Source organism: Actinomyces glycerinitolerans (genome assembly GCF_900098745.1).
GTDB lineage: Bacteria > Actinomycetota > Actinomycetes > Actinomycetales > Actinomycetaceae > Actinomyces > Actinomyces glycerinitolerans.
Genome location: NZ_FQTT01000011.1, coordinates 1 through 19,030 on the forward strand (window position 1 = coordinate 1; position 19,030 = coordinate 19,030).

16 protein-coding genes and 1 pseudogene are annotated in these 19,030 nt (G+C 70.6%); 1 reads left to right on the top strand and 16 read right to left on the bottom strand.

Annotated elements, in window-relative coordinates; genetic code table 11:
• The 15 genes and pseudogenes from ACGLYG10_RS16370 to ACGLYG10_RS08585 all read right to left on the bottom strand — a co-directional run.
• Positions 1-201: pseudogene (locus ACGLYG10_RS16370) on the bottom strand (hypothetical protein); the annotation flags it as partial.
• A gap of 667 nt (positions 202-868) precedes the next feature.
• Positions 869-1,225: a chorismate mutase gene (locus tag ACGLYG10_RS08515; protein WP_083565799.1), complete on the bottom strand. Its 357-nt coding sequence runs from the start codon at positions 1,223-1,225 to the stop codon at positions 869-871.
• Complete coding sequence (gene clpX / locus ACGLYG10_RS08520; protein ID WP_073330582.1) at positions 1,222-2,514, bottom strand: ATP-dependent Clp protease ATP-binding subunit ClpX; 1,293 nt, start codon at positions 2,512-2,514, stop codon at positions 1,222-1,224. Before clpX ends, ACGLYG10_RS08515 begins: the two co-directional genes overlap by 4 nt.
• Positions 2,515-2,676: 162 nt before the next feature.
• The gene (gene brnQ / locus ACGLYG10_RS08525) at positions 2,677-4,047 is read right to left on the bottom strand and encodes a branched-chain amino acid transport system II carrier protein (protein WP_073331327.1); all 1,371 of its coding nucleotides are present in this window, start codon (positions 4,045-4,047) and stop codon (positions 2,677-2,679) included.
• A 28-nt stretch (positions 4,048-4,075) separates the two neighbouring features.
• A complete protein-coding gene (locus ACGLYG10_RS08530; protein ID WP_073330584.1) occupies positions 4,076-5,047 on the bottom strand; it encodes a diaminopimelate epimerase in 972 nt (323 codons plus the stop codon).
• Between the two features lie 29 nt (positions 5,048-5,076).
• Complete coding sequence (gene miaA, locus ACGLYG10_RS08535; RefSeq protein ID WP_139240924.1) at positions 5,077-6,054, bottom strand: tRNA (adenosine(37)-N6)-dimethylallyltransferase MiaA; 978 nt, start codon at positions 6,052-6,054, stop codon at positions 5,077-5,079.
• The gene (locus ACGLYG10_RS08540) at positions 6,051-6,740 is read right to left on the bottom strand and encodes a type III secretion system chaperone family protein (protein WP_073330586.1); all 690 of its coding nucleotides are present in this window, start codon (positions 6,738-6,740) and stop codon (positions 6,051-6,053) included. The genes miaA and ACGLYG10_RS08540 overlap by 4 nt, the downstream gene beginning before the upstream one ends.
• Positions 6,737-7,210, bottom strand: coding sequence for a YbjN domain-containing protein (locus tag ACGLYG10_RS08545; RefSeq protein ID WP_073330589.1), 474 nt, complete (start codon positions 7,208-7,210; stop codon positions 6,737-6,739). The genes ACGLYG10_RS08540 and ACGLYG10_RS08545 overlap by 4 nt, the downstream gene beginning before the upstream one ends.
• A gap of 179 nt (positions 7,211-7,389) precedes the next feature.
• On the bottom strand, positions 7,390-7,896 hold the full coding sequence (locus ACGLYG10_RS08555) for an FMN-binding protein (RefSeq protein WP_073330594.1): 507 nt from the start codon (positions 7,894-7,896) through the stop codon (positions 7,390-7,392).
• On the bottom strand, positions 7,893-8,711 hold the full coding sequence (locus ACGLYG10_RS08560) for an ABC transporter ATP-binding protein (RefSeq protein ID WP_083565800.1): 819 nt from the start codon (positions 8,709-8,711) through the stop codon (positions 7,893-7,895). The genes ACGLYG10_RS08555 and ACGLYG10_RS08560 overlap by 4 nt, the downstream gene beginning before the upstream one ends.
• A 1-nt stretch (position 8,712) precedes the next feature.
• On the bottom strand, positions 8,713-10,095 hold the full coding sequence (locus ACGLYG10_RS16860) for an ABC transporter permease (protein ID WP_211483006.1): 1,383 nt from the start codon (positions 10,093-10,095) through the stop codon (positions 8,713-8,715).
• An 8-nt stretch (positions 10,096-10,103) separates the two neighbouring features.
• Positions 10,104-11,393 carry an ABC transporter permease gene (locus ACGLYG10_RS08570; protein ID WP_073330597.1) on the bottom strand — a complete coding sequence of 430 codons (1,290 nt, stop codon included), beginning with the start codon at positions 11,391-11,393 and terminating at the stop codon, positions 10,104-10,106.
• A 1-nt stretch (position 11,394) separates the two neighbouring features.
• Positions 11,395-12,666 carry a DUF2318 domain-containing protein gene (locus ACGLYG10_RS08575; protein ID WP_073330600.1) on the bottom strand — a complete coding sequence of 424 codons (1,272 nt, stop codon included), beginning with the start codon at positions 12,664-12,666 and terminating at the stop codon, positions 11,395-11,397.
• An 87-nt stretch (positions 12,667-12,753) separates the two neighbouring features.
• Entirely contained in the window at positions 12,754-13,386 is a 633-nt protein-coding gene (locus ACGLYG10_RS08580) for an iron transporter (protein WP_073330610.1), read from the bottom strand.
• A gap of 31 nt (positions 13,387-13,417) precedes the next feature.
• Positions 13,418-15,175, bottom strand: a complete 1,758-nt coding sequence (locus ACGLYG10_RS08585; RefSeq protein WP_083565801.1) for an FTR1 family iron permease — start codon at positions 15,173-15,175, stop codon at positions 13,418-13,420.
• Between the two features lie 172 nt (positions 15,176-15,347).
• On the opposite strand from ACGLYG10_RS08585, the gene ACGLYG10_RS08590 reads away from it, so the two are divergent.
• A complete protein-coding gene (locus ACGLYG10_RS08590) occupies positions 15,348-16,334 on the top strand; it encodes an FAD:protein FMN transferase (protein ID WP_073330613.1) in 987 nt (328 codons plus the stop codon).
• A 1,009-nt stretch (positions 16,335-17,343) separates the two neighbouring features.
• Here ACGLYG10_RS08590 and miaB read toward each other — a convergent pair.
• The gene (miaB, locus tag ACGLYG10_RS08595; RefSeq protein ID WP_073330616.1) at positions 17,344-18,993 is read right to left on the bottom strand and encodes a tRNA (N6-isopentenyl adenosine(37)-C2)-methylthiotransferase MiaB; all 1,650 of its coding nucleotides are present in this window, start codon (positions 18,991-18,993) and stop codon (positions 17,344-17,346) included.
• Between the last annotated feature and the right edge of the window lie 37 nt (positions 18,994-19,030).

Sequence of the window (19,030 nt, forward strand, 5' to 3'; positions counted from 1 at the left end):
GGTGTCAGGCCGGCCAGGTCCAGCACCCCCCTGGCCTCCCCGGATCTTCTCCCGCCCAGCCTGAATCAGGGCCGCCAGCTCCGCCTCATCGTGCGCCGAGCCCAGGTGCTCCACAACCCGGCGCACCCCGTGCTCCTTAGCCACGATCTGCACCGCCGTAGCACCAGAAGCGGTACGCACCTTACGAACATACGGGCTCACACACCATCACTCTACCGCCCACCGGATTAGTGCCCCACAACCACCAACCCAACCGCACCACACCAACGAAAAACCCCGATCACCCCAGCGACCTGTCAGGAGTCAGGTCTGATCGTCGACACCACGCCCACGCCCAGAGCTCGTGCTTTGGACCGGCGGCCCGCGGGGGCGGTGTCTTTGCACGACCCTGGGCGACACTGCACGACCCTGGTGCACATTCCACGACCCCGGGGTGGTCGTGCAACACACACCAAGGTCGTGGAACGCGGCCCCGGGTCGTGCAACACATACATAGGGGCGGGGTGAGCATCACCACCACCGGGCACATAACGGGTCATCGACGCGAACGTAGTGCTTCAGCCCGGCGCGTCCCGGTCTTCTAGCTGGTTCGGGCATCTACCCCACGAACCGTCGCAGGAACTGCCGAATCGCCGACCGCAACACGCGAACCGTCGGGCGAGGGCGCGAACCGTCGGGCATGATCCACCGCGCGCTCTCCCAGCCAACGCGCACTCCCACCAATCGCGCCACGTGCCGCGCTACCGGGACACGCGCGCCAACCACCACCGACAGCCCAGGGTACCCTCAAGCACGAAGAACTCGGAAAGCCGCCGTCAGTCCTATCGGTTCTGCGCCCCACGAAGGACGCATGGGAGCCGGGAAAGGCTCACTCGTCTCCTTCTTTGCCGTCCCGGATGGCCTCGTGGTGGCGGATCACCTCGGCGACGATGAAGGCGAAGAACTTCTCGGCGAACACCGGGTCCAGGCCCGCCTCCTCCGCGAGCGCCCGCAGCCGGGCCACCTGCTGCTCTTCACGAGCCGGATCCGAGGGTGGCAGGTGTAGTTCCGCCTTGAGCCGGCCCACCTGCCGGGTGCAGCGGAAGCGCTCCGCCAACAGGTGGATGAGGGCGGCGTCGAGGTTGTCAATGGTGGCCCGGTAGGCCGCCAGCTGCGGCGGCACCGGGGCGGGCGCGCCCGACGGCGCCCCCGGTCCTGCCTGCGGCTGCGGCGGCTGGCTGCTCATGCGGTGCGGGTCCTGCCCTTGGAGGTGGCCGACAGTGTGCCGCTGCCGTGCTCGTAACGGGGGCTGCCGATGCCACGCACGGCGTCGGCGTCGACGACGACGCGGCCGACCTCCGGCATGGAGGGCACCTCGAACATGGCCTGCCCGAGCACCTCCTCCACGATACTGGTCAGCCCGCGAGCACCGGTCTTGCGCTCCAGTGCGAGGGTGGCAATGGCCCGGATGGCCTCGTCCGTCAACTCCAGTTCCACACCGTCGAGGCTGAACAGGTACTTGTACTGGGTCAGTAGGGCGTTCTTCGGTTCGGTCAGCACCCGCACCAACTCGTCCACGCCCAGGTCGTGCACGGTGGCGATCACCGGCAGCCGACCGATGAACTCGGGGATGAGCCCGAACTTGTGCAGGTCCTCGGGACGCACCGGCGTGGCGAACACGTCCTCACCCTGCTCCTTGGCAAGAGTGGCACCGAAGCCCACGTTCTGGGCGCCGGCCTCGCGGCGACGGCGTTGGCGGACGATCTCCTCGATGCCGGAGAAGGCGCCGGCGGCGATAAACAGGATGTTCGTGGTGTCGATCTCCAGGAACTCCTGGTGGGGGTGCTTGCGTCCGCCGCCCGGCGGCACCGACGCGGTGGTGCCCTCGATGATCTTCAGCAGGGCCTGCTGCACGCCCTCCCCGGACACGTCGCGGGTGATGGAGGGATTCTCCGCCTTGCGGCCGATCTTGTCGATCTCGTCGATGTAGATGATGCCCTTCTCGGCGCGCTTGACGTCGCCGTCTGCGGCCTGGATGAGCTTGAGGAGGATGTTCTCCACGTCCTCGCCCACGTAGCCGGCCTCGGTCAGGGCGGTGGCGTCGACAATCGCGAAGGGCACGTCCAGCAGGCGGGCCAGGGTACGGGCCAGGTGTGTCTTGCCGGTGCCGGTGGGCCCCAGCAGCAGGATGTTGGACTTGCCCAGCTCCAGCCCGTCCCCCTCGGCGACAGCACGCTCACGCATCTGGACGCGCTTGTAGTGGTTGTATACGGCCACGCTCATGGCGCGCTTGGCGTCTTCCTGGCCGATGACGTACTGGTTCAGGAAGTCGAAGATCTCCTGCGGCTTGGGCAGTTCGAGCGGGACACCGGAGCTGGACGCGCCCAGTTCCTCATCAATGATCTCGTTGCACAGTTCGATGCACTCGTCGCAGATGTAGACGCCTGGTCCCGCGATGAGCTTCTTGACCTGCTTCTGACTCTTGCCACAGAAGGAGCACTTGAGAAGGTCGACGCTCTCAGCGCTGCGTGCCACCTGGATTCCCTCCCGTTTTCGGGTGCGCCCGCCACGCGCGGACACCGCCCCAGCCTACGGGGAGTAGGCCGCCACGGCTATAGTCAAACGGCCGGTGTGTTGACACCAATCCCTGGGCGAACTCCCGCAGGTGCCCGTATCCCCTGGGCAGGCGGTGCTCCATCAGTGCCCGGAGGCGGTGCGACCCCAGCGCCCGGAGCGCAGGTCCGCAGCAATCCCCAGGGCGCCGGCCACGAGCGTAGGCAGGATCCAACCGGTGGTGTCATTCCAGTGGCCGGTGGCCGCCAGCAGCTGTGCGGGAGCATCCACCCCGAAGCCGGCCAGGGCCGCAACCAGCCCCAGCAGCCCGGCCACGCCCACTGGCACCCGGTAGGCGGCCCGGAGGTGTCCGGGGGCGACGGCGTCGATGAGCGCGACCAGCACCAGCGTGATCGCCACGGGATACAGCAGCAGCGTCACCGGCGTGATGACCGCGATCATGGCGCGCAGGCCCAGGTTGGCCAGGCCGAAGGAGATGACCGCGCCGGCCAGCAGTTGCGCATGCGGGCGCAGCCGCGCCGGGACCGGCAGGGCGGGCGGCGCCGCCGTGGCGTAACCGGCCCAGGCGGACAGCAGCCCCACGCTGGTGGTCAGGCAGGCCAGCAACACGATGGCCGCGAAGATCACTACCCCCCAGTCGCCCAGTGCCCGGGCCGCGGCCGCACGCAGCAGGGCGGTGCCGTCGTCGGCGGCGCCCGGGGTGCGCTCACCGATCAGGGCCAGCCCCACATACACCGCTGCCAGCAGGCCCGCGGCCAGGGCCCCGGAGGCGGCGGTGGCCCGCACCACCGCGCGCGGGGTGCGCAGGCCCCGGCCGTGCAGCGTGGTGATGACCACGATGCCGAAGACGGTTGCCGCCAGCACGTCCATGGTCAAGTAGCCGCGGGTGAGCCCGGTGGCGACGGGAGCGGCGGCGTAGTCCGGCGCGGCTGAACGCGTCACCACCGGCTGGGAGGCGACCACCACCGTGCACAGCACGGCGATCAGCGCCAGCAGCGCGGGGGTGAGCCAGCGGCCGATCGTGTCGGCCAGGTGGCTGGGCCGGGCCGCCACCGCCACAGACGCAGTGAAGAAGACTGCCGCATGGGCCGGCAGCGCCCAGTGGCCCGCGTCGACCCCTGCCAGGCCCAGCAGCGGGCGAATGGCCAGCTCATAGGAGACGGTGGCCACCCGCGGCACCGCGTACAGCGGACCGATGGACAGGTAGACCGCCAGCGGCATCAGCGCACCGAAGCGCGGCCCCACGCGCCGGGCCAGGCCCACGATCCCCTCTCCGGAGGTGGACACGGCAACCACGGCCGCCAGCGGCGCCACCACCCCGGTGGCCAGGAACCCGACCAACACGGCGGGCAGGTGTGCGCCGGCCGACGCGCCCAGGACCGGTGGAAAAACCAGGTTGCCGGCGCCGAAGAACAGGGCGAACAGCATCAGTCCGGTGGTGGCGATGGTCGCCGGGCCGGCTCCTCCGCCGGGCGTGGGGCGGGCGGTGTTCACGGTGGCCGGGGCGGGGGCCGCCGTGCGCTCAAGCAAGGGTGATCCGCCCGACCAGGTTCACCGGTCCGGTGAGTACCGGGGAGGCGCCGTCGGTGAGCGGGGCGGCGCCAACGTGCACGCCGACCTCGCCGCCGGGCAGGCGCAGCAGATAGTCCGCGGGCGCACCGTTACCGGTCCATTCATGCAGGGCCAGCGCCGCCGCGCAGCTGGCCTCGGCGCTGGCGCGCACCTCCCCAACGCCCGGCGTCAACACGCGCACGCGGGCACGACCGACGGTGGTGCCGGTCTCCGGGTCGGCGTGTTCGCCAAGCGGCACCAACAGTTCCAGGGTCGGAGGCGTTAGCGGCGCCGGAGTGTAGGCGATCGACTCGCTCGCGGCGGGATCGCCAAGCTCGGCGGCATCCAACTCGGCCTCCTGCTCGACGGCGACGACGGCGTGCCGGCCCGACAGGTTCAGGCTGAGGGCGGCCCGTTCCCCGGCCAGGCCCGGGATCGACACGGCGGTGTCCCAGCCCTCCGCGGCGGCGTCCGCGGCCGGATCGGTCACCTCCGCCAGGTGAGCGGGGCCGACGTCGACGGCCCACAACTCGCCCAGGCGGGTGACGGTGCGGGCACCGCCGCGGGTGCCGATGGTGATGGCAGCGCCGTCGGCGAGGGACACCAGGCCCTCGGCGTCCAGTACGGCGGCCAGCAGGCGGCAGGCGTCGCCGTAGGTGGGTGCGGCGCCGGCCGTGGGGGCGCCGTCGGGGCGGTAGTAGTCCAGGAACCATTCGGCCTCGGGGACGGCGGCGCGGAACGCCCCGGTTCCGGGCAGGGCGGCGGTGCGCACTACCCGTACCAGGCCGTCGGCGCCCAGGCCCGTGTGCGGGTCGCAGACTGCGGCGACGTCGGCGGCGGTGAAGGCGGCCTCCCGCTCGGGGTCGACGAGCAGCAGGAGGTCGGAGCCGGCGGCGTGGCCCTTGATGAGGGTGCGGCCGGCCAGGCCGGGGGCAATGGTCATGGGGTCACCCTATTGCCTAACCGGAGCTGTCACTGTCCGGCCCGGGCGTGGGTCTCCGCCGCCTGCACGAGGCGGGCGGCTTCGGCGACGATGCGCGCACGCTCCCCACTCGCCCAGGTGACCCCGTTGGCGGCGACGTCGAGCCAGTGCACGCGCGGGTCGCGGCGGAACCACTTCAGCTGCCGGGAGGCGAGTTTGCGGGTGGCGGCGGCAGTGGCGGCGACCGCCTCCGATCGTGACATGCGGCCGTCGAGTACGGCGATGGCCTGGGCGTAGCCGATGGCGCGCGGCGCGGTCGGGCCCTCCCGCAGGCCGTCCTCGAGCAGGCCGGCAGTCTCCTCCAGCAGGCCGGAGGCGAACATGGTCTCGGCGCGCACGTCGATGCGCCGGTTCAGGACGTCGCGGTCCCAGCGCAGCGCCAGGTGCACGGTGGGGACGAGGTCGGCGTAGCGGGGCAGCGAGGCGGAGAAGGGACGGCCGGTGAGCCGCACCACCTCCAGGGCGCGCACAATGCGCCGCGTGTTGCCCGGCTCAATGCGCGCGGCGGCTTCCGGGTCCACCCGTTGCAGCTCCTGCCGCAGAGCGGCGGTGCCCTCGACTCGGGCGCGTTCCTCCAGCGCGGCACGCAGCCGGGGGTCGGTGCCGGGAAAGTCCAGGGCGTCGGTGACGGCGCGCACGTACAGCCCGGAGCCGCCCACGATGACGGCCCGGTTGCCGCGCTCGGTGATGCCCTTTAGGTCGGCGCGGGCATGGAACTGGTAGCCGGCGACGCTGGCCTCCTGGCGCACGTCCAGCACGTCGAGTTGGTGGTGGGGGTAGCCGCGGCGCTCGGCGAAGGGGAGCTTGGCGGTGCCGATGTCCATGCCGCGGTAGAGCTGGAAGGCATCGGCGTTGACCATCTCGGCCGCCCCGCCCAGGGCATCGGCCAGGTCCAGGGCGAGCTCGGATTTACCGGTGGCGGTGGGACCGACCACCGCCACCTGCACCGGCGGGATCTGGGCGCTCACAGCTCGGGCAGCAGGGGTTGGACCCGGCTGAGGGCCTGGGTGCAGGAGGACAGGGCGGTGTCCAGATGCAGGCGCAGCTGAGCGTCGGTGACGCCCGGCTCCATCCCCACCAGGTAGGTGGCACGCACCAGCGGGCCGGCCGGAGTGTCCACGAGGGCGACGGTCGGGAAGTACTTGTCGCGGTTCCAGTCGTTGACGGAGGCCGCCAGCTCGTCGCGTTCGCTCCCACCGGCCGGCTTCTCCCAGTCGCCGGACACCAGCAGCCAGTCGTCGTGGCCCTCGGGAATCTCAATGACGAAGGGGAAGCCGTCCCAAGTGCCCAGCAGGCATACGTGGCCATCCTCGCGGTGCCGGCGCACCCCGTAGCCCATCGGACCGGTGAGCATGGCCTCGATGCGATCCAGGGTCAGTGGGGTGGGCAATTCGCCGTTGTCGAGCCCGCGGCCGCGGGCGACCTGCGCCGAGCCGGACTGCGAGTCGGCTCGGGTGTCGACGCGCTCGGGGTAGTCGATGTCGAAGTCGGACAGGTCCACCGGCCCGGGGTGGCGCAGCCGACGCCCGCCCTCGCGGTGGATTTGCCGCACGTCGGGCGGGTTGTCCTGGTCGCCGGGAACGCGCTCATCCCAGGACTTGCCGAACAGGCGGGCGATAAAACCGGTCCAACGCCGGCCGGGCCGACGGCTCATGGCTCCAGCCTTCCGCGGATGGGGTCCGGGAAGACATCCTCCGCCTCCCGCATGAGGGCGACGATGAGCCGGCAGCCGGTGAAGATGAAGTCCTCGAGCTGCGCGTCGGTCATGCCGGCGCCCAGCGGATAGGTGACCTCCCCGTGCAGCCGCACCACGCCGCCGTCGGCAATCGTCAGGTAGGCCTTGGGACCGATGCGGGTGGCGTTCCAGTCCTCCACCAGGCGGCGCAGTTCAGCCAGGTGCTCGGTGTCGGCGATGCGGTGCCACACGCCGCGCAGCTGCAGGGCGCGGTCGCCCTGGAAGATGGCGTGGACGGTGACGTAGCGCCAGGGGATACCGACGTCGCCCTCATCGTCGAGGAAGAAGCGCAGGCCCAGGCGACGCACGCAGTCCATGACGCGGTCGACGTCCACCGGAGCCGGGGCTGCGGGGGCGTCGGCGGCGCTGGCGGGTTCGAACTGCGGCATGACACCAGCGTAACGGGCAGCCCGAGTGTTTCCCATGTGGCTTCGCGGACGGCTGCGCGGCACGCAACCGGCGGGAGAGGTTGGGGCGAAGGCGTGGCGGGGCTGGCGGGAGCGGCCCGAGGCACGAGGGCCGCGGATGGTAGCCGAGCCCCAACCTCTCCCGCCGCCCGCGCGTTTCGTTATCGGGAGGCCTCGGCGGCCTGGGCGGCGATGGCGTCGACGGCGTCGTTGAAGGCCGCGGAGGTCTTGGACGCCCCGGCCAGGGCGGTCACGTGCGCGTCCTCGATGCTGCGGCCGACCACCGCGTCGTCGATCTCCTCCACGAAGTCCGCCATGTAGTTCTTGGACGTGCCGGTCAGGGCGTGCCCGGTGACGGACACGTCGGTGATGTAGCCGCCCTGCAGGCTGAGGGTGACGTCGATGGAGTCCTCCTCCACCACGTCGTCCACCACCCCGTAGGCCTCGCTGACGGTGTACTCGCCGTCGGCGTAGGGGCCCCCGGTGGGGGTGGCGGAGGCGGTGGGCGCCTCCGCTCCGGCGGTGGTGGCGGGCTGCGCCGTCGGGTTCTCGGTCTGGGCGCGGCCGGCGTACTCGTCCTGCGCGGGAGTGACCTCCCCGCCACCGCAGCCGGTCAGGCCGGCGGTGGCAAGAACGGCGCCGACGGCGGCCAGCGCGCGCCGCCTCATGACTGCGCCTCCTCGCCGCGGAGCGCGGAGGCGTCGCCCGCCCGGGTGTCCGGCTCGCCCTGTCCGAAGTCGAGCATGTCGCTCTCGCGGCGCCCGGCACCGCCGACGTTGTGCTTCTCCCCCACCAGGCGCCCGTGGTTGAGCAGGATCTGGCGCTGTCCGCAGGAGGCGACGTGGGCGTCGTGGGTGACCACGATCAGGGTGGTGCCGGCGGCGTGCAGGCGGGCGAAGATGTCCAGGACCAGCTGCTCGTTGGCCTCGTCGAGGTTGCCGGTGGGCTCGTCGGCGAGTACGAGCTGCGGATGGTTGATCAGTGCGCGGGCGATGCACACGCGCTGCTGCTCGCCGCCGGACAGCTGGGAGGGCAGGTGGTGGGCGCGCTCCCCCAGGCCCACGTTCTCCAGGGCCGCCAGCGCCTCCTTCTCATCGGTCATGGAGTGGTAGTACTGCGCGACCATGACGTTCTCAATGGCGGTCAGGTGTGGGATCAGATGAAACTGTTGGAAGACCAGGCCGATGACGTGCTTACGGATGTCGGTCAGCTGGGAGGCGTTGAGCCGCCCGAGTTCGCGCCCGTCCAGGAGCACGGAGCCGCGGGTGGGCGTGTCCATGCAGCCGATGATGTTCATCAGGGTGGTCTTGCCGGAGCCGGAGGAGCCGACGACGGACAGCCACTGCCCGCGCGGCACCTGCAGGCTGAGGTCGTCGACGGCGTGCAGGTCGCCGTAGATCTTGGACACGTGCTGCAGTTCGAGCAGCACATCGGCGCCCTGGTCCGGCGAGCCGGTCCGCGGCGCGGTGAGCGTGTCGGTCATGTCATTCCTCTCTGAGGACGAGCGCGGGGTCGATGCGCGAGGCGCGGCGCACCGGAGAGTATGAGGCAACGACGGCGACCAGCGTAGTCAATGCGACGGAGGCGGCCGCCAGCCACCAACTGAAGCCGATGGGGCGGTCGAACACACCCAGGCCGACGGCGACGGCCAGCCCATAACCGATGGCGGTGCCGACCAGCCCGCCGATCAGTCCCAGCAGGGCCGCCTCGGCGAAGAACTCGGTGGCGATGGACCCCCCGGAGGCGCCCAGCGCCTTGCGCAGGCCGATCTCGTTGCGGCGTTCGGCCACGACGACGGTCATGGTGGTGGACACCCCCACCAGCGTCAGGCCCAGCACCACCACGGCCACCACCCAGAACAGGGTGTTGAGCATGGTGATGATGCGGGTGTCCCCGCTGGAGATCTTGGAGACCGGCTGGGCGGCCACGCGTCCGGCGGCGTCGGAATCGGTCACCGCGGCGGCGGCCTCATCCACGCCGGCGGCGGAGGTGTCGACGGAGAACTCCACCACGTCGTAGCCGGCGTCGACGGTGCCGGTGAGCGACTCGAGCGCGGCGGTGGGGACGTAGACGATGTCGTCCTCCTCCCCGCCGGTGTCGACGATGCCGGACACCCGCCACTGGGCCTGGCCCGCGGCGGTCTCATCGGACTTGGCCGGGTCGCCGGTGGCGGCGGTCGCCGAGCTGGAGGCCGAGGCCCCGGCATCGCCGTCGCCCTCCCCGACGGAGGCGAGGTTGTCGCTGGACAGGTACTCGGCGTTGACGGTGGAGCCGATCTTCAACCCGGCGTTCTCGGCCACATTGAGCCCGATCAGCACCTGCCCGGCCTGCGGCCAGTCGCCGTCGATCTCCCAGTGGCCGTTGAGCGCGCGCACGGCGTCGACGTCGATGCCGGCCAGCAGGTAGGGGGAACGGTTGATGCGGATGGTCTCGTAGCGGTAGGCGGCGGTGGCCAGCTGCTCGGTGGTGGTGTCGGTGGCCGCGGCGACGGCGGCGTCCACCAGCGCCAAGTCGGCGGCGCTGATGCGTGCGGTCGAGGTCGGGCTCTCCCCCGCCCCGTCGGCGTTCGCCGTCGCGGCGGCCGCGTCCGTGGCGGCTGTCGTGGCGGAGTCATTCGTGGTTGAAGCCGCCTCGGCGTCAATGGGGGTGACGATCAGGTTGGCGCCGTACTGGCGCATCTCGGCACTCATCTGGGCGGGTACGGCCAGGCAGATGGAGGCCAGGCAGAACAGGGTGGCGGCGCCCACCACGGATGAGCCGATCGCGGACAGGGCGCGGGAGCGGCGCCGCAGCATGGCGCCGATGAGCATGGTGGCGAACATGCGTCGATTGGTCATGGGCCGGCCGATGCCGGAGCGAGTACTCATGTTCCTCCTCACCGCTTGTGCAGGGCGGTTGCCGGCTGAATCCGCAGGATGGTCCGCAATGAGGAGGCGGTGGCGATCACCAGCACCAGCGCCACCAGCACCGACACCAGCACGTACACCATGGGCCGCATGGTGATGGAGGAGCCGAAGACCACCCGCCCGATCAGTTGGGCGATCCCGGATCCGGCCGCCGCGCCGACGGCCGTGCCGATAACCCCGATGACGGCGGTCTCGGCCAGGATCAGCCGGTTGATGGAGGCGGAGGAGGCGCCCACCGCCTTGAGCAGGGCGAACTCGCTGGTGCGCTCCACCAGGGAGGCGTTGGTCAGGGAGGCGACGGCCAGCACCGCGGCGACCAGGCTGAGAGCGGTCATGAGGATCATCAGCGCCTGAGTCTTCTCCAGCACCTTGCCCTCGACGGCCGCCACCTGGCGCACCTGCTTGGCGACGGCGCCGGGCATGACCTCCTCGATCTGGTAGGTGATGGAGGAAGCGTAGGCCGTGCAGTACCAGGTCTCCCACTCGGAGGCGGACAGCACATTGGGGTTGCGGGCCGCCTTGCGCGACAGGTCGTTCTCCGGGGTGGTCAGCGCCTTGACCTCCACCTCGTCGACCTGACCGACGTGCCCGGTGAGTTCCTGAACCACTGCCAGCGGGGCGTACAGGGAGTCGTCGTCATCGTCGCCGGAGGTGTACACGCCGGTGACGGTCAGGGCCCGCTCGCCGCTCGCGGTGGACAGGGTGAGGGTGTCGCCGGTGGTGACGCCCAGACGCTGGGCGAGGGTGGAGCCGACGACCGCCTCGTCGGCGTCGTCGGCGGGCCAGGCGCCCTCCAGGGTCCACCAGGAGCGCAGGGTGGTGACTCCAGCGGTGGTGGTCTGCCCGGTGGACAGATTCAGCTCCTTGTCGAACCAGGTGCCGGTGATGGCCAGATCCTGCGCCTGGGCGGAGGCGGAGGCCACGTCGACGCGGCCGGTGAGCTCGGCGGCGAAGTCGACGATGTTGTAGGCCCAGAAGATCGTCTTGATGTTCGGCACCTCGGCCTCGTCGATGAAGGCGGTGGCCTCGGTGGTCTCCTCGGTCTCGTACAGGCTGGAGACGACGGCGTCGGCCTTGGGCTGGACCACGATGTTGGAGCCGTAGGCGGTCAGCTCGGCGTTCAGCTTGTCGCCGACGTCGAGCACGACGCCGAGCATGGCCACGGAGATGGAGGCGCAAAGCGCCACGGTCAGACCGACCAGGGAGCGGCGCCACAGTTGGCGGGTGAAGGAGCGGTGCAGTAGGCGGGCGAAGAACACGTCAGGCGAACACCTCCGCGCTGTCCTCCAGGGCGGAAAGGGGCACGGATACGGCGCCGTCGGCGACGGTGAAGTCGATGGGGATGGGGTTGCAGCCGCCCTTGAAGCCGATGGTGGCGGGGTTGATGGCCACGTCGCAGCGCTTGCAGATGATCTTGCCGTCGCGCTCGTAGTAGCCGGCCGGCCCGCAGGACTCGCAGGCGTCCAGTCCCACCCCATAGGCGCCGCCGTTCTTCAGAATCATGATGAAGCGGACCTCGGTGCCGCCGGAGGCCTCGTAGGCGAAGCGGTGCAGGTGGCCGTCGGCCAGGAGGGTGGCGGACACGACGGCGGCATCTTGGGAGCGCTCGTAGGGTTCGGGATCGGACAGGGTGGGAACCTCGTTGACCTTGGCGACGGCGACGGTCCGGGTGGCCACCAGTGCGGCGAAGCCGAGCCCCGAGGCGAGCACCCAACGGCGCGAGCGGCGCCGCTCGGCGCGCAGGGCGCGGGTGCGGGCCGGATTGGACTGCGCCGGGGTGCGCCCGACCGCTCGGACCAGGGCGAACCCCATGGGCACGAGCCACACGGCGGCCGCCGCGAGCAGGATGATCCCGCCCGCATTGTTGGTGGCCCAGGTCATGGCGCGAAAGGCGGATCCGCTCAGGCGGATCAGGTGGGTGGACTGCAGTACCCGCGCCAGCTCCGCCAGGTGCATCGCCCCGAACACGAACGCGAAGACCAGTAGGGTCACGCGGGTGGGACGCACCGGGGCGCGGCGGGCCGTGCGGTAGTAGATGAAGGCGAGTAGGGCCACGGCCACCCAGCCGCCGATGAATCCGAGGACGCGCAGCAGCATTTCGGAGGACAGGACCTCCTCGCCCGGCTCGATGAAGGCGGTCAGCCCCAGCACCACGTTCGGGACGGCGCGGAAGAACGCCAGGCCGACCGCCAGGCAGGCGACCGGATGGGCGACCGCACCCAGCCGACCGTCCGCGCCCCAGGTGGGGCGGCGCACCAGCAGCGCGAGTACGACGATCAGGGCCGCGTCGATCGCCACACAGGCGACGAGGGTGGGGATGTTGACGACCGTGCGCCGGTCGATGACGGCGGTGGCCCGCAGGACGGCGAAGACGAGTCCGGCAGCAGTACCGGTCAGGGCGGAGGCCAGGCGCCAGCGGCCCGAGCGCGTCCAGCCCTCAACGACGGCGGGCGTCAGCAGGGCGGCCAGAGCGGCGTACAGCAGGAAGGGCAGGGTGGCCCCTCCGACTACGGAAACAAAGCGCTCCAACACTCCGCGTACTCTCCTCTCGATACCGGTCAGCTGTGCATGTACGCCCGTGCCTGCGGGCCACGTGACGGCGGCGCCGTCACCGCGGGGTCACCACTCCATGGGGGTGTAGTCCCAGTCCCAGGTGAGCTCGATGGGCTCGTTCCAGAAGCGGCCCTCGACACCGGTCTCGGGGTCGGTGTGCAGCACCCAGCCGTTCTCCTCCGGGCTGTGGATGGTGATGGTGACCGTGTACTGGCCGGCCTCCTCCAGGGCGATGTTGGCGCCGTAGTGGGGGCCGTCGGAGGCGTTCATCTGCATGAAGGTGCCCTCCACGGCCTCGCCGGAGCCGTCGGCCGGGGCGATGGAGTAGTCCACGGTCAGGCCGGGCACGAAGTCACCGGCACCGTAACCGAGGGTGTTGTCGGCCAGGGCACTGACGTCGGCCTCCATGTGGAAGCTGGCGTCGGAGGCGGCCAGGCCGGCGGCGCCGGCGGGCTCCATATCGACCGGCTGGAAGTAGACCAGGTTGACGCTGATCTGGTCCTCGGCCTCCTGGTCCACTTGGGAGTCGTTGACGTTGAACTCCTCGAATCCGGCGTCGTTGCCGGCGTCCGCGGCCGCCTCGGTGGCAGCGTCGGTAGAGGTGTCGGCGGCGTCGTCGGAGGAGGAGCAGGCGGCCAGGCCGAGGGTCCCGGCGAGGACGAGCGCGCCCGCCGCACTGACGAGTTTGAGGGATCGCATGGGGTGTCTTCCTTTGCGGTTGGTGGGTTTCTTATTCGGTTGCCCCGGCCGTCTCGGCCGCGGCGTCGGTGTCCGCGTCCGCGGCGGCCCGGGCGGCGTCGACCCGGCGGTGACGCAGCACGGACACGGCGGACAGGACGATGACGAGCGCGGCCATGAAGGCCTGGAACAGGAGGGTCTCCCGGTAGGGGTACAGGCCCAGGTAGTCGTACGTGGGCCACCCCGGTAGGTAGGTTGCCGGGATGATGTCGCCCTCGATGAGGGCGTGGGCGCCGCCGCCGGCGAAGATCACGACGAGGACGGCCATGAGGAAACTCGTGATGGCGAAGAAGGGCCGCAGCGGAATCCTCACGCTGGTGAAGCGGATGAGTAGGAAGATGACCACGAGCACCGCCGCTCCGGCGGCGAAGCCCTGCCAGATACTGGCCGAGCCGGAGGGGTCCATGGTGAACAACGCCTCGTAGAACATGACCGTCTCCGCGCCCTCGCGGAAGACCGCGAGGAATGACAGGGACGCCAGCGCCCAGAAGCCGCCGTCGGAGATGGAGGCCTCGGTCTTGTCCTTGATGTAGCGGTTCCAGGAGGCCACCGATGACTTGGACAGCATCCAGTTGGAGGTGAACAGCAGCATGACCATGGCGATCAGCGCCACCACGCCCTCGAGGATCTCCTGGTGGGCGGAGGCGGAGTCGTACAGCCAGGCGAACAGCAGCGCCACCACGCCGGAGCCCGCCAGCCCCAGTATCAGGCCGGCGTAGATGTACTTGACCCGGTCCCGCATGCCGGCCTTGAGCAGGTAGGCGATGACGGCGGCGACCACCAGGATGGCCTCCAGGCCCTCGCGCAGCAGAATCAGGAAGGCCTGCCCGAAGGAGCCGGTGAGGAAGGCCTTGACGGGGCTGATGTTCTCGGCGGCCCCGCCGTCCAGGGTGGCGGCGTCCTCGGTCAGGTAGCCCTTGAGGGTCTCGGCGTCGGCGGTGATCGTCTCGATGTCGCCGCCACCCACCATGGCCTTGCGCACGACCTTGAACTGGTTCTCCACCTCGGAGACGCGGTCGCCGGAGATGGCGGACATGACGGTCTTCTCGAAGCCGAGCTTCTCGTAGTAGCCGTAGTAGGCGTTGTTGACGTCGGCGGCCCCGCCCTCGCGGTCGCCGGCGGCGGCCTTGTCCACGCCGGCGTCGATGAGTTCGTTCATCTCGGCGGCGACCTCGGCCCAGCTGCGCTCGCCACGCCCCTCGTTGACGCGGGTCTTGTTGGCCTGGAGCTCGGCCCGCTGAGTGGCGATGGTGGCGGCCTGATCGGCGGCGTAGGTGCGCGGGTCGGCCAGGTCGGCCAGCTCGTCGAGCTGAGCGGTGGTGCCCGTCAGGGAGTCGGACAGGTCGGTGACGCCGGAGTCTATGGTCTCCTGGTTGCCGGTGGCGTAGGCCGCCTGTCGCAGGTCGGTGAAGGCCTGCTGCTGCTCGGACACGACGTCGGCGCCGAGGTTGTCGGTGGTGACGACCTGCAGGTTGGAGGCGACGTAGCCGGAGTTGTAGGCGCGCTGGAAGGCGGCGGCGGCCCCGGAGGTGTCGCCCGAGGCGTAGGAGTCGGCGGCGACGTCGAGCTCGGTGGAAATGGCCTGTGCCACCGCCGACCAGGAGTCGTAGTCCGTATCGGACTCGGCCGCGTGCGCCGTCGGCCACAGCCCGGATACCAGCCCGGTCAGCAGCAGCAGTAGCGCACCGAGCGCAACGGCGCCGCGGACCGGCGGGGGCGCGGGGCGGTCCTGAAACGGGGCATGGGCCATGCTGGCGGCTTCCTTCACATACTGGATACGTTAGTCAAGCCTTCTACATAGTAGATGAGCCTGACCTGCAAACGAAAGACTAGGCTTACATAAATAGATTCGTCAAAAGCTGTTGTATTAAGACCTGGCAGGCCGTCATGATCCACCAGTCGCATCGATCCGGGGAGACGCAATGAGTGCTTTGTACGCTCCGGGCGGGCTCGCACACGCCTGGCGGTTCGAGGCCACCGGCTGCCGGTGGACCGTCCACACCCGTTCCCCCCTGCCCGCCGCGCTGCGTCGACAGATCACGGCACGCATCGACGCCTTCGAGAACATCTGGTCCCGCTTTCGCCCAGGGTCGCTGGTGCGTCGGGCCGCCGCCGGGCGGCTCGCGCCAGAGCCCGACGGCACGGTCGCGCTCGCACTGCCGACCGGCTCGACTCCCCTGCTGGACCTGTACGACCGGCTGCATGCGGCCACCGGCGGGCGCATCGACCCGTTGGCCGGCGCGGACCTGGTGGAGCTCGGTTACGACGCCGACTACAGCTTCGTGGTGCGCGACGGCGCCGCCCACCGACTCGGTGCCATCCATGGGCGTCCGACCTGGGCGGCCTGGGCTCGCCACGACGGCGATCGACTGCTGCTGCGCCGGCCGACCCTGGTCGACGTCGGTGCCGCCGGCAAGGGTTTCCTGGCCGACCTTCTGGCCGCCTGGCTGCGCGCGGCCGACCATGAGGAGTATGTGATCGACGCCAGCGGCGACCTGTTGGTGCGCTGCCAGCAGCCGGTGCGCGTCGGCCTGGAGCGGCCCGCAAGCGCGGGCGACGACCCGGACGGCACGGTGGTCGGCGTCGTGGAGTTGACCGCCGGGGCGGTATGCGCCTCGGGCGTATCCCGCCGCACCTGGGGGCCGGGACTGCACCACATCCTGGATGCGCGCACGGGCCTGCCCGTGACGGGGGCGAGCGCCGTCGTCGCCGCCTGGGCGGTGGCGGACCACTGTGCCGTCGCCGACGGGCTGGCCACGGCGCTGTTCGTGGCCGACCCGGCCCGGCTGGCCGCCGCGGGGTTCGACTACGACTTCGCCCTGCTGCGTGCGGACGGCTCGGCAGCCACCTCACGCACCTGGCGCGACCTGCCCGCCGAACTCTTCACCGCCCCTCGCCGAGGTCGGTAGATCTTACGTGCCGAGGTCGGTCGATATGGCGGAGCCGGACCCGCCGACGTCTGGCGTCTGTCCATACAAGACACCCTGACCCATCACGTCCACGCCGCCATCGGGGCAGCTGCCCACTCACACCTTGAACTCGAACCACTTCTTCCGGCGCGGAAACGTGGCGCGGGGCGACTAGCGTGCCGGTGTCGGAGTCGGTCGTCGGCATGGCCGACGTACGATCTGCCGTCTCGCGTACGATTCCTGCTCTCACGCACGCGTTTTGGAGTACCCCGACTCCCAGGCGCGAGGAAACCTCCAAAACGCGTACGCGAGACGGACACGCGTACGTCAGAGGCGGGACAGTCCTGGCGAACGAGATCAGCGGCACCAGGAATCCTCGCCACGGCCGGAAGAATGATAGTGCGCCCACTCGGCGGCCGGGGCGGCGGCTGGCCCAGTGGTGTTGTTCGAGTCCCTGTGGTGAGTCTGCACACTCCAGAAGTGAGCGCCGCGACAGAATCCGCGGAATTGTGCGGATTTGACCTGCGGCCCGGGTGTCATGACAGTGCTCCAGTGTGCAACGAGGGCCTCGTTGCACACTGGAGCGATGTCACCGGATTCGGGCCGCGAAACCACTTCCGCGTATTTCCAGGGGAAAACGGCGGTCAGCCGAGTCTGCTCGGATCACCCTTGCGTGCAGACCGGCGCTAGTGCGCAGACACGCACCGCCACCAACCTCGCCGCCGACGTGCCGCGCCCAACCACATGGAGTGCTACCCACCTCAGCACGCAACTACTACCGACCTGGCCGGGCCACCCACGGACGCTCCCGCACCACGCAGCCCAACCCCCTACGGCGTGGCCGACCACATCCCCTGGACTCACCCGTCTAGGGCGGTCCAAGTAGAGCTTCGCGGTCCAACGCGCCAACCGCTGACCCGAGCACACCAGCCGCCACCCGCCAGCCCACCACACCCCCAAACACGAAGGGCCACTTCGTGCCGAGGTCCTTCTACGGCCCAGCCGGCAGTCAGGCGCCGACGCGGATGGTGGGCATGCCGATGGCCACGGGCGCAGCATCCGGATCGGGCGCAGTGTGCGCCTCGCGGCGGCGCCGCTCCCAGGCGTCCCCTGCGCGGGTACGCCGCACCTCGAACAGGGCGGGGCCGCCGTCCAGCCAGATGCGGTCCCCGGCGCCTCGGCCCGCACCATCCACGGCCGCCCCGTCGGGCACGGTGCCGCAGCGGGCGGAGTCGGCAATCAGGTTGTGGGGGGCGCCGTGGGTGACGCGGACGGTGAGCATGTCGCCGGGCCGCGGGGCGCCGCCGGCGTAGTCGTCCGCAGCCAGTCCGGCCGGCAGGGCGGCGTGCACCAGGCGGTTGTCGTCGGCGCGTCCGGAGACGCGCGCCGTGGCCTGGTCGCGGCGCCCCTCCCCCTCGGCCACGAGGATCTCGACGACGCGGCCCTCCTGACGCTCGTTCTCCTCCTGGGTGATGCGGCGCACCAGTTCGTCCAGTCGGGCGTAGCGCTCCTTGACCACCTCGATCGGCACCTGGTCGGGCATGCCTGCGGCCGGGGTGCCCGGGCGCGGAGAGAACTCGAAGGTGAAGGCGGAGGCGAAGCGGGCCTGTTCGACGACGTCGAGGGTGGCCTGAAAATCCGCCTCGGTCTCGCCGGGGAAGCCGACGATCAGGTCGGTGGTGATGGCCGCCTCGGGCATCCGCTCGCGCACGCGCTCGAGAATGTTCAAGAACCGCTTGGTGCGGTAGGAGCGGCGCATGGCCCGCAGGATCCGGTCCGACCCGGACTGCAACGGCATGTGCAGGCTGGGCATGACCGTCGGCGTGTCGGCCATGGCGTCGATGACGTCATCGGTGAAGGCGGCGGGGTGGGGACTGGTGAAACGCACCCGCTCAATGCCCTCCACGGCGCCGGCAGCGCGCAACAGGCCGGCGAAGGCGCCGCGTTCACCGAAGCCGACACCGTAGGAGTTGACGTTCTGCCCCAGCAGGGTGACCTCGATGGCCCCCTGGGCGGCCACGGCCTCCACCTCCGCCAGCACGTCCCCGGGGCGCCGGTCGCGCTGCTTGCCGCGCAGGGAGGGCACGATGCAGAAGGTGCAGGTGTTGTTGCAGCCCACCGCGATGGACACCCAGGCGGCGTAGGCGGACTCGCGCCGGGTGGGCAGGGTGGACGGGAAGACCTTCAGGGACTCCTCGATCTCCACGGCCGCCTCGCGGTTGTGGCGGGCGCGCTCCAGCAGGGCGGGCAGTACATCGATGTTGTGGGTGCCGAAGACGACGTCGACCCACGGCGCCCGCTCCACGATCCCCTCCCCCATTTGCTGGGCCAGGCAGCCGGCGACGGCGATCTGCATACCGGGGCGCTCCCGCTTGACGGCGGCGAGCTGCCCGAGGTTGCCGAACAGGCGGGTGGCGGCGTTCTCCCGCACCGAGCAGGTGTTGATGATCACCACGTCGGCGCCGCCGTCGCCGGCGGCGGTGGCGCGAGCGGCCGCCTCGGGCACGTCCTCGGCACGGCGATATCCGGCCTGTTCCAGCAGGCCGGCCATGTGCTCGGAGTCGTGGACGTTCATCTGGCAGCCGAGCGTGCGCACGTGGTAAGTGCGCAGGTCGTCGCCGGCGCGGGCGGCGGTGGCGGGAACATCAAGCATGGTCATCGTGTGCAGTCTAGAAGCCGCGGCGCCCACCGCAGAA

Excerpts from the sequence above, each read along its gene's own strand:
- ACGLYG10_RS08515 (WP_083565799.1), bottom strand. The coding sequence starts at position 1,225 with ATGAGCAGCCAGCCGCCGCAGCCGCAGGCAGGACCGGGGGCGCCGTCG.
- ACGLYG10_RS08530 (WP_073330584.1), bottom strand. The coding sequence starts at position 5,047 with ATGACCATTGCCCCCGGCCTGGCCGGCCGCACCCTCATCAAGGGCCAC.
- ACGLYG10_RS08540 (WP_073330586.1), bottom strand. The coding sequence starts at position 6,740 with ATGAGCCGTCGGCCCGGCCGGCGTTGGACCGGTTTTATCGCCCGCCTG.
- ACGLYG10_RS08545 (WP_073330589.1), bottom strand. The coding sequence starts at position 7,210 with ATGCCGCAGTTCGAACCCGCCAGCGCCGCCGACGCCCCCGCAGCCCCG.
- ACGLYG10_RS08555 (WP_073330594.1), bottom strand. The coding sequence starts at position 7,896 with ATGAGGCGGCGCGCGCTGGCCGCCGTCGGCGCCGTTCTTGCCACCGCC.
- ACGLYG10_RS08560 (WP_083565800.1), bottom strand. The coding sequence starts at position 8,711 with ATGACCGACACGCTCACCGCGCCGCGGACCGGCTCGCCGGACCAGGGC.
- ACGLYG10_RS16860 (WP_211483006.1), bottom strand. The coding sequence starts at position 10,095 with ATGAGTACTCGCTCCGGCATCGGCCGGCCCATGACCAATCGACGCATG.
- ACGLYG10_RS08580 (WP_073330610.1), bottom strand. The coding sequence starts at position 13,386 with ATGCGATCCCTCAAACTCGTCAGTGCGGCGGGCGCGCTCGTCCTCGCC.
- ACGLYG10_RS08585 (WP_083565801.1), bottom strand. The coding sequence starts at position 15,175 with ATGGCCCATGCCCCGTTTCAGGACCGCCCCGCGCCCCCGCCGGTCCGC.
- ACGLYG10_RS08590 (WP_073330613.1), top strand. The coding sequence starts at position 15,348 with ATGAGTGCTTTGTACGCTCCGGGCGGGCTCGCACACGCCTGGCGGTTC.
- miaB (WP_073330616.1), bottom strand. The coding sequence starts at position 18,993 with ATGACCATGCTTGATGTTCCCGCCACCGCCGCCCGCGCCGGCGACGAC.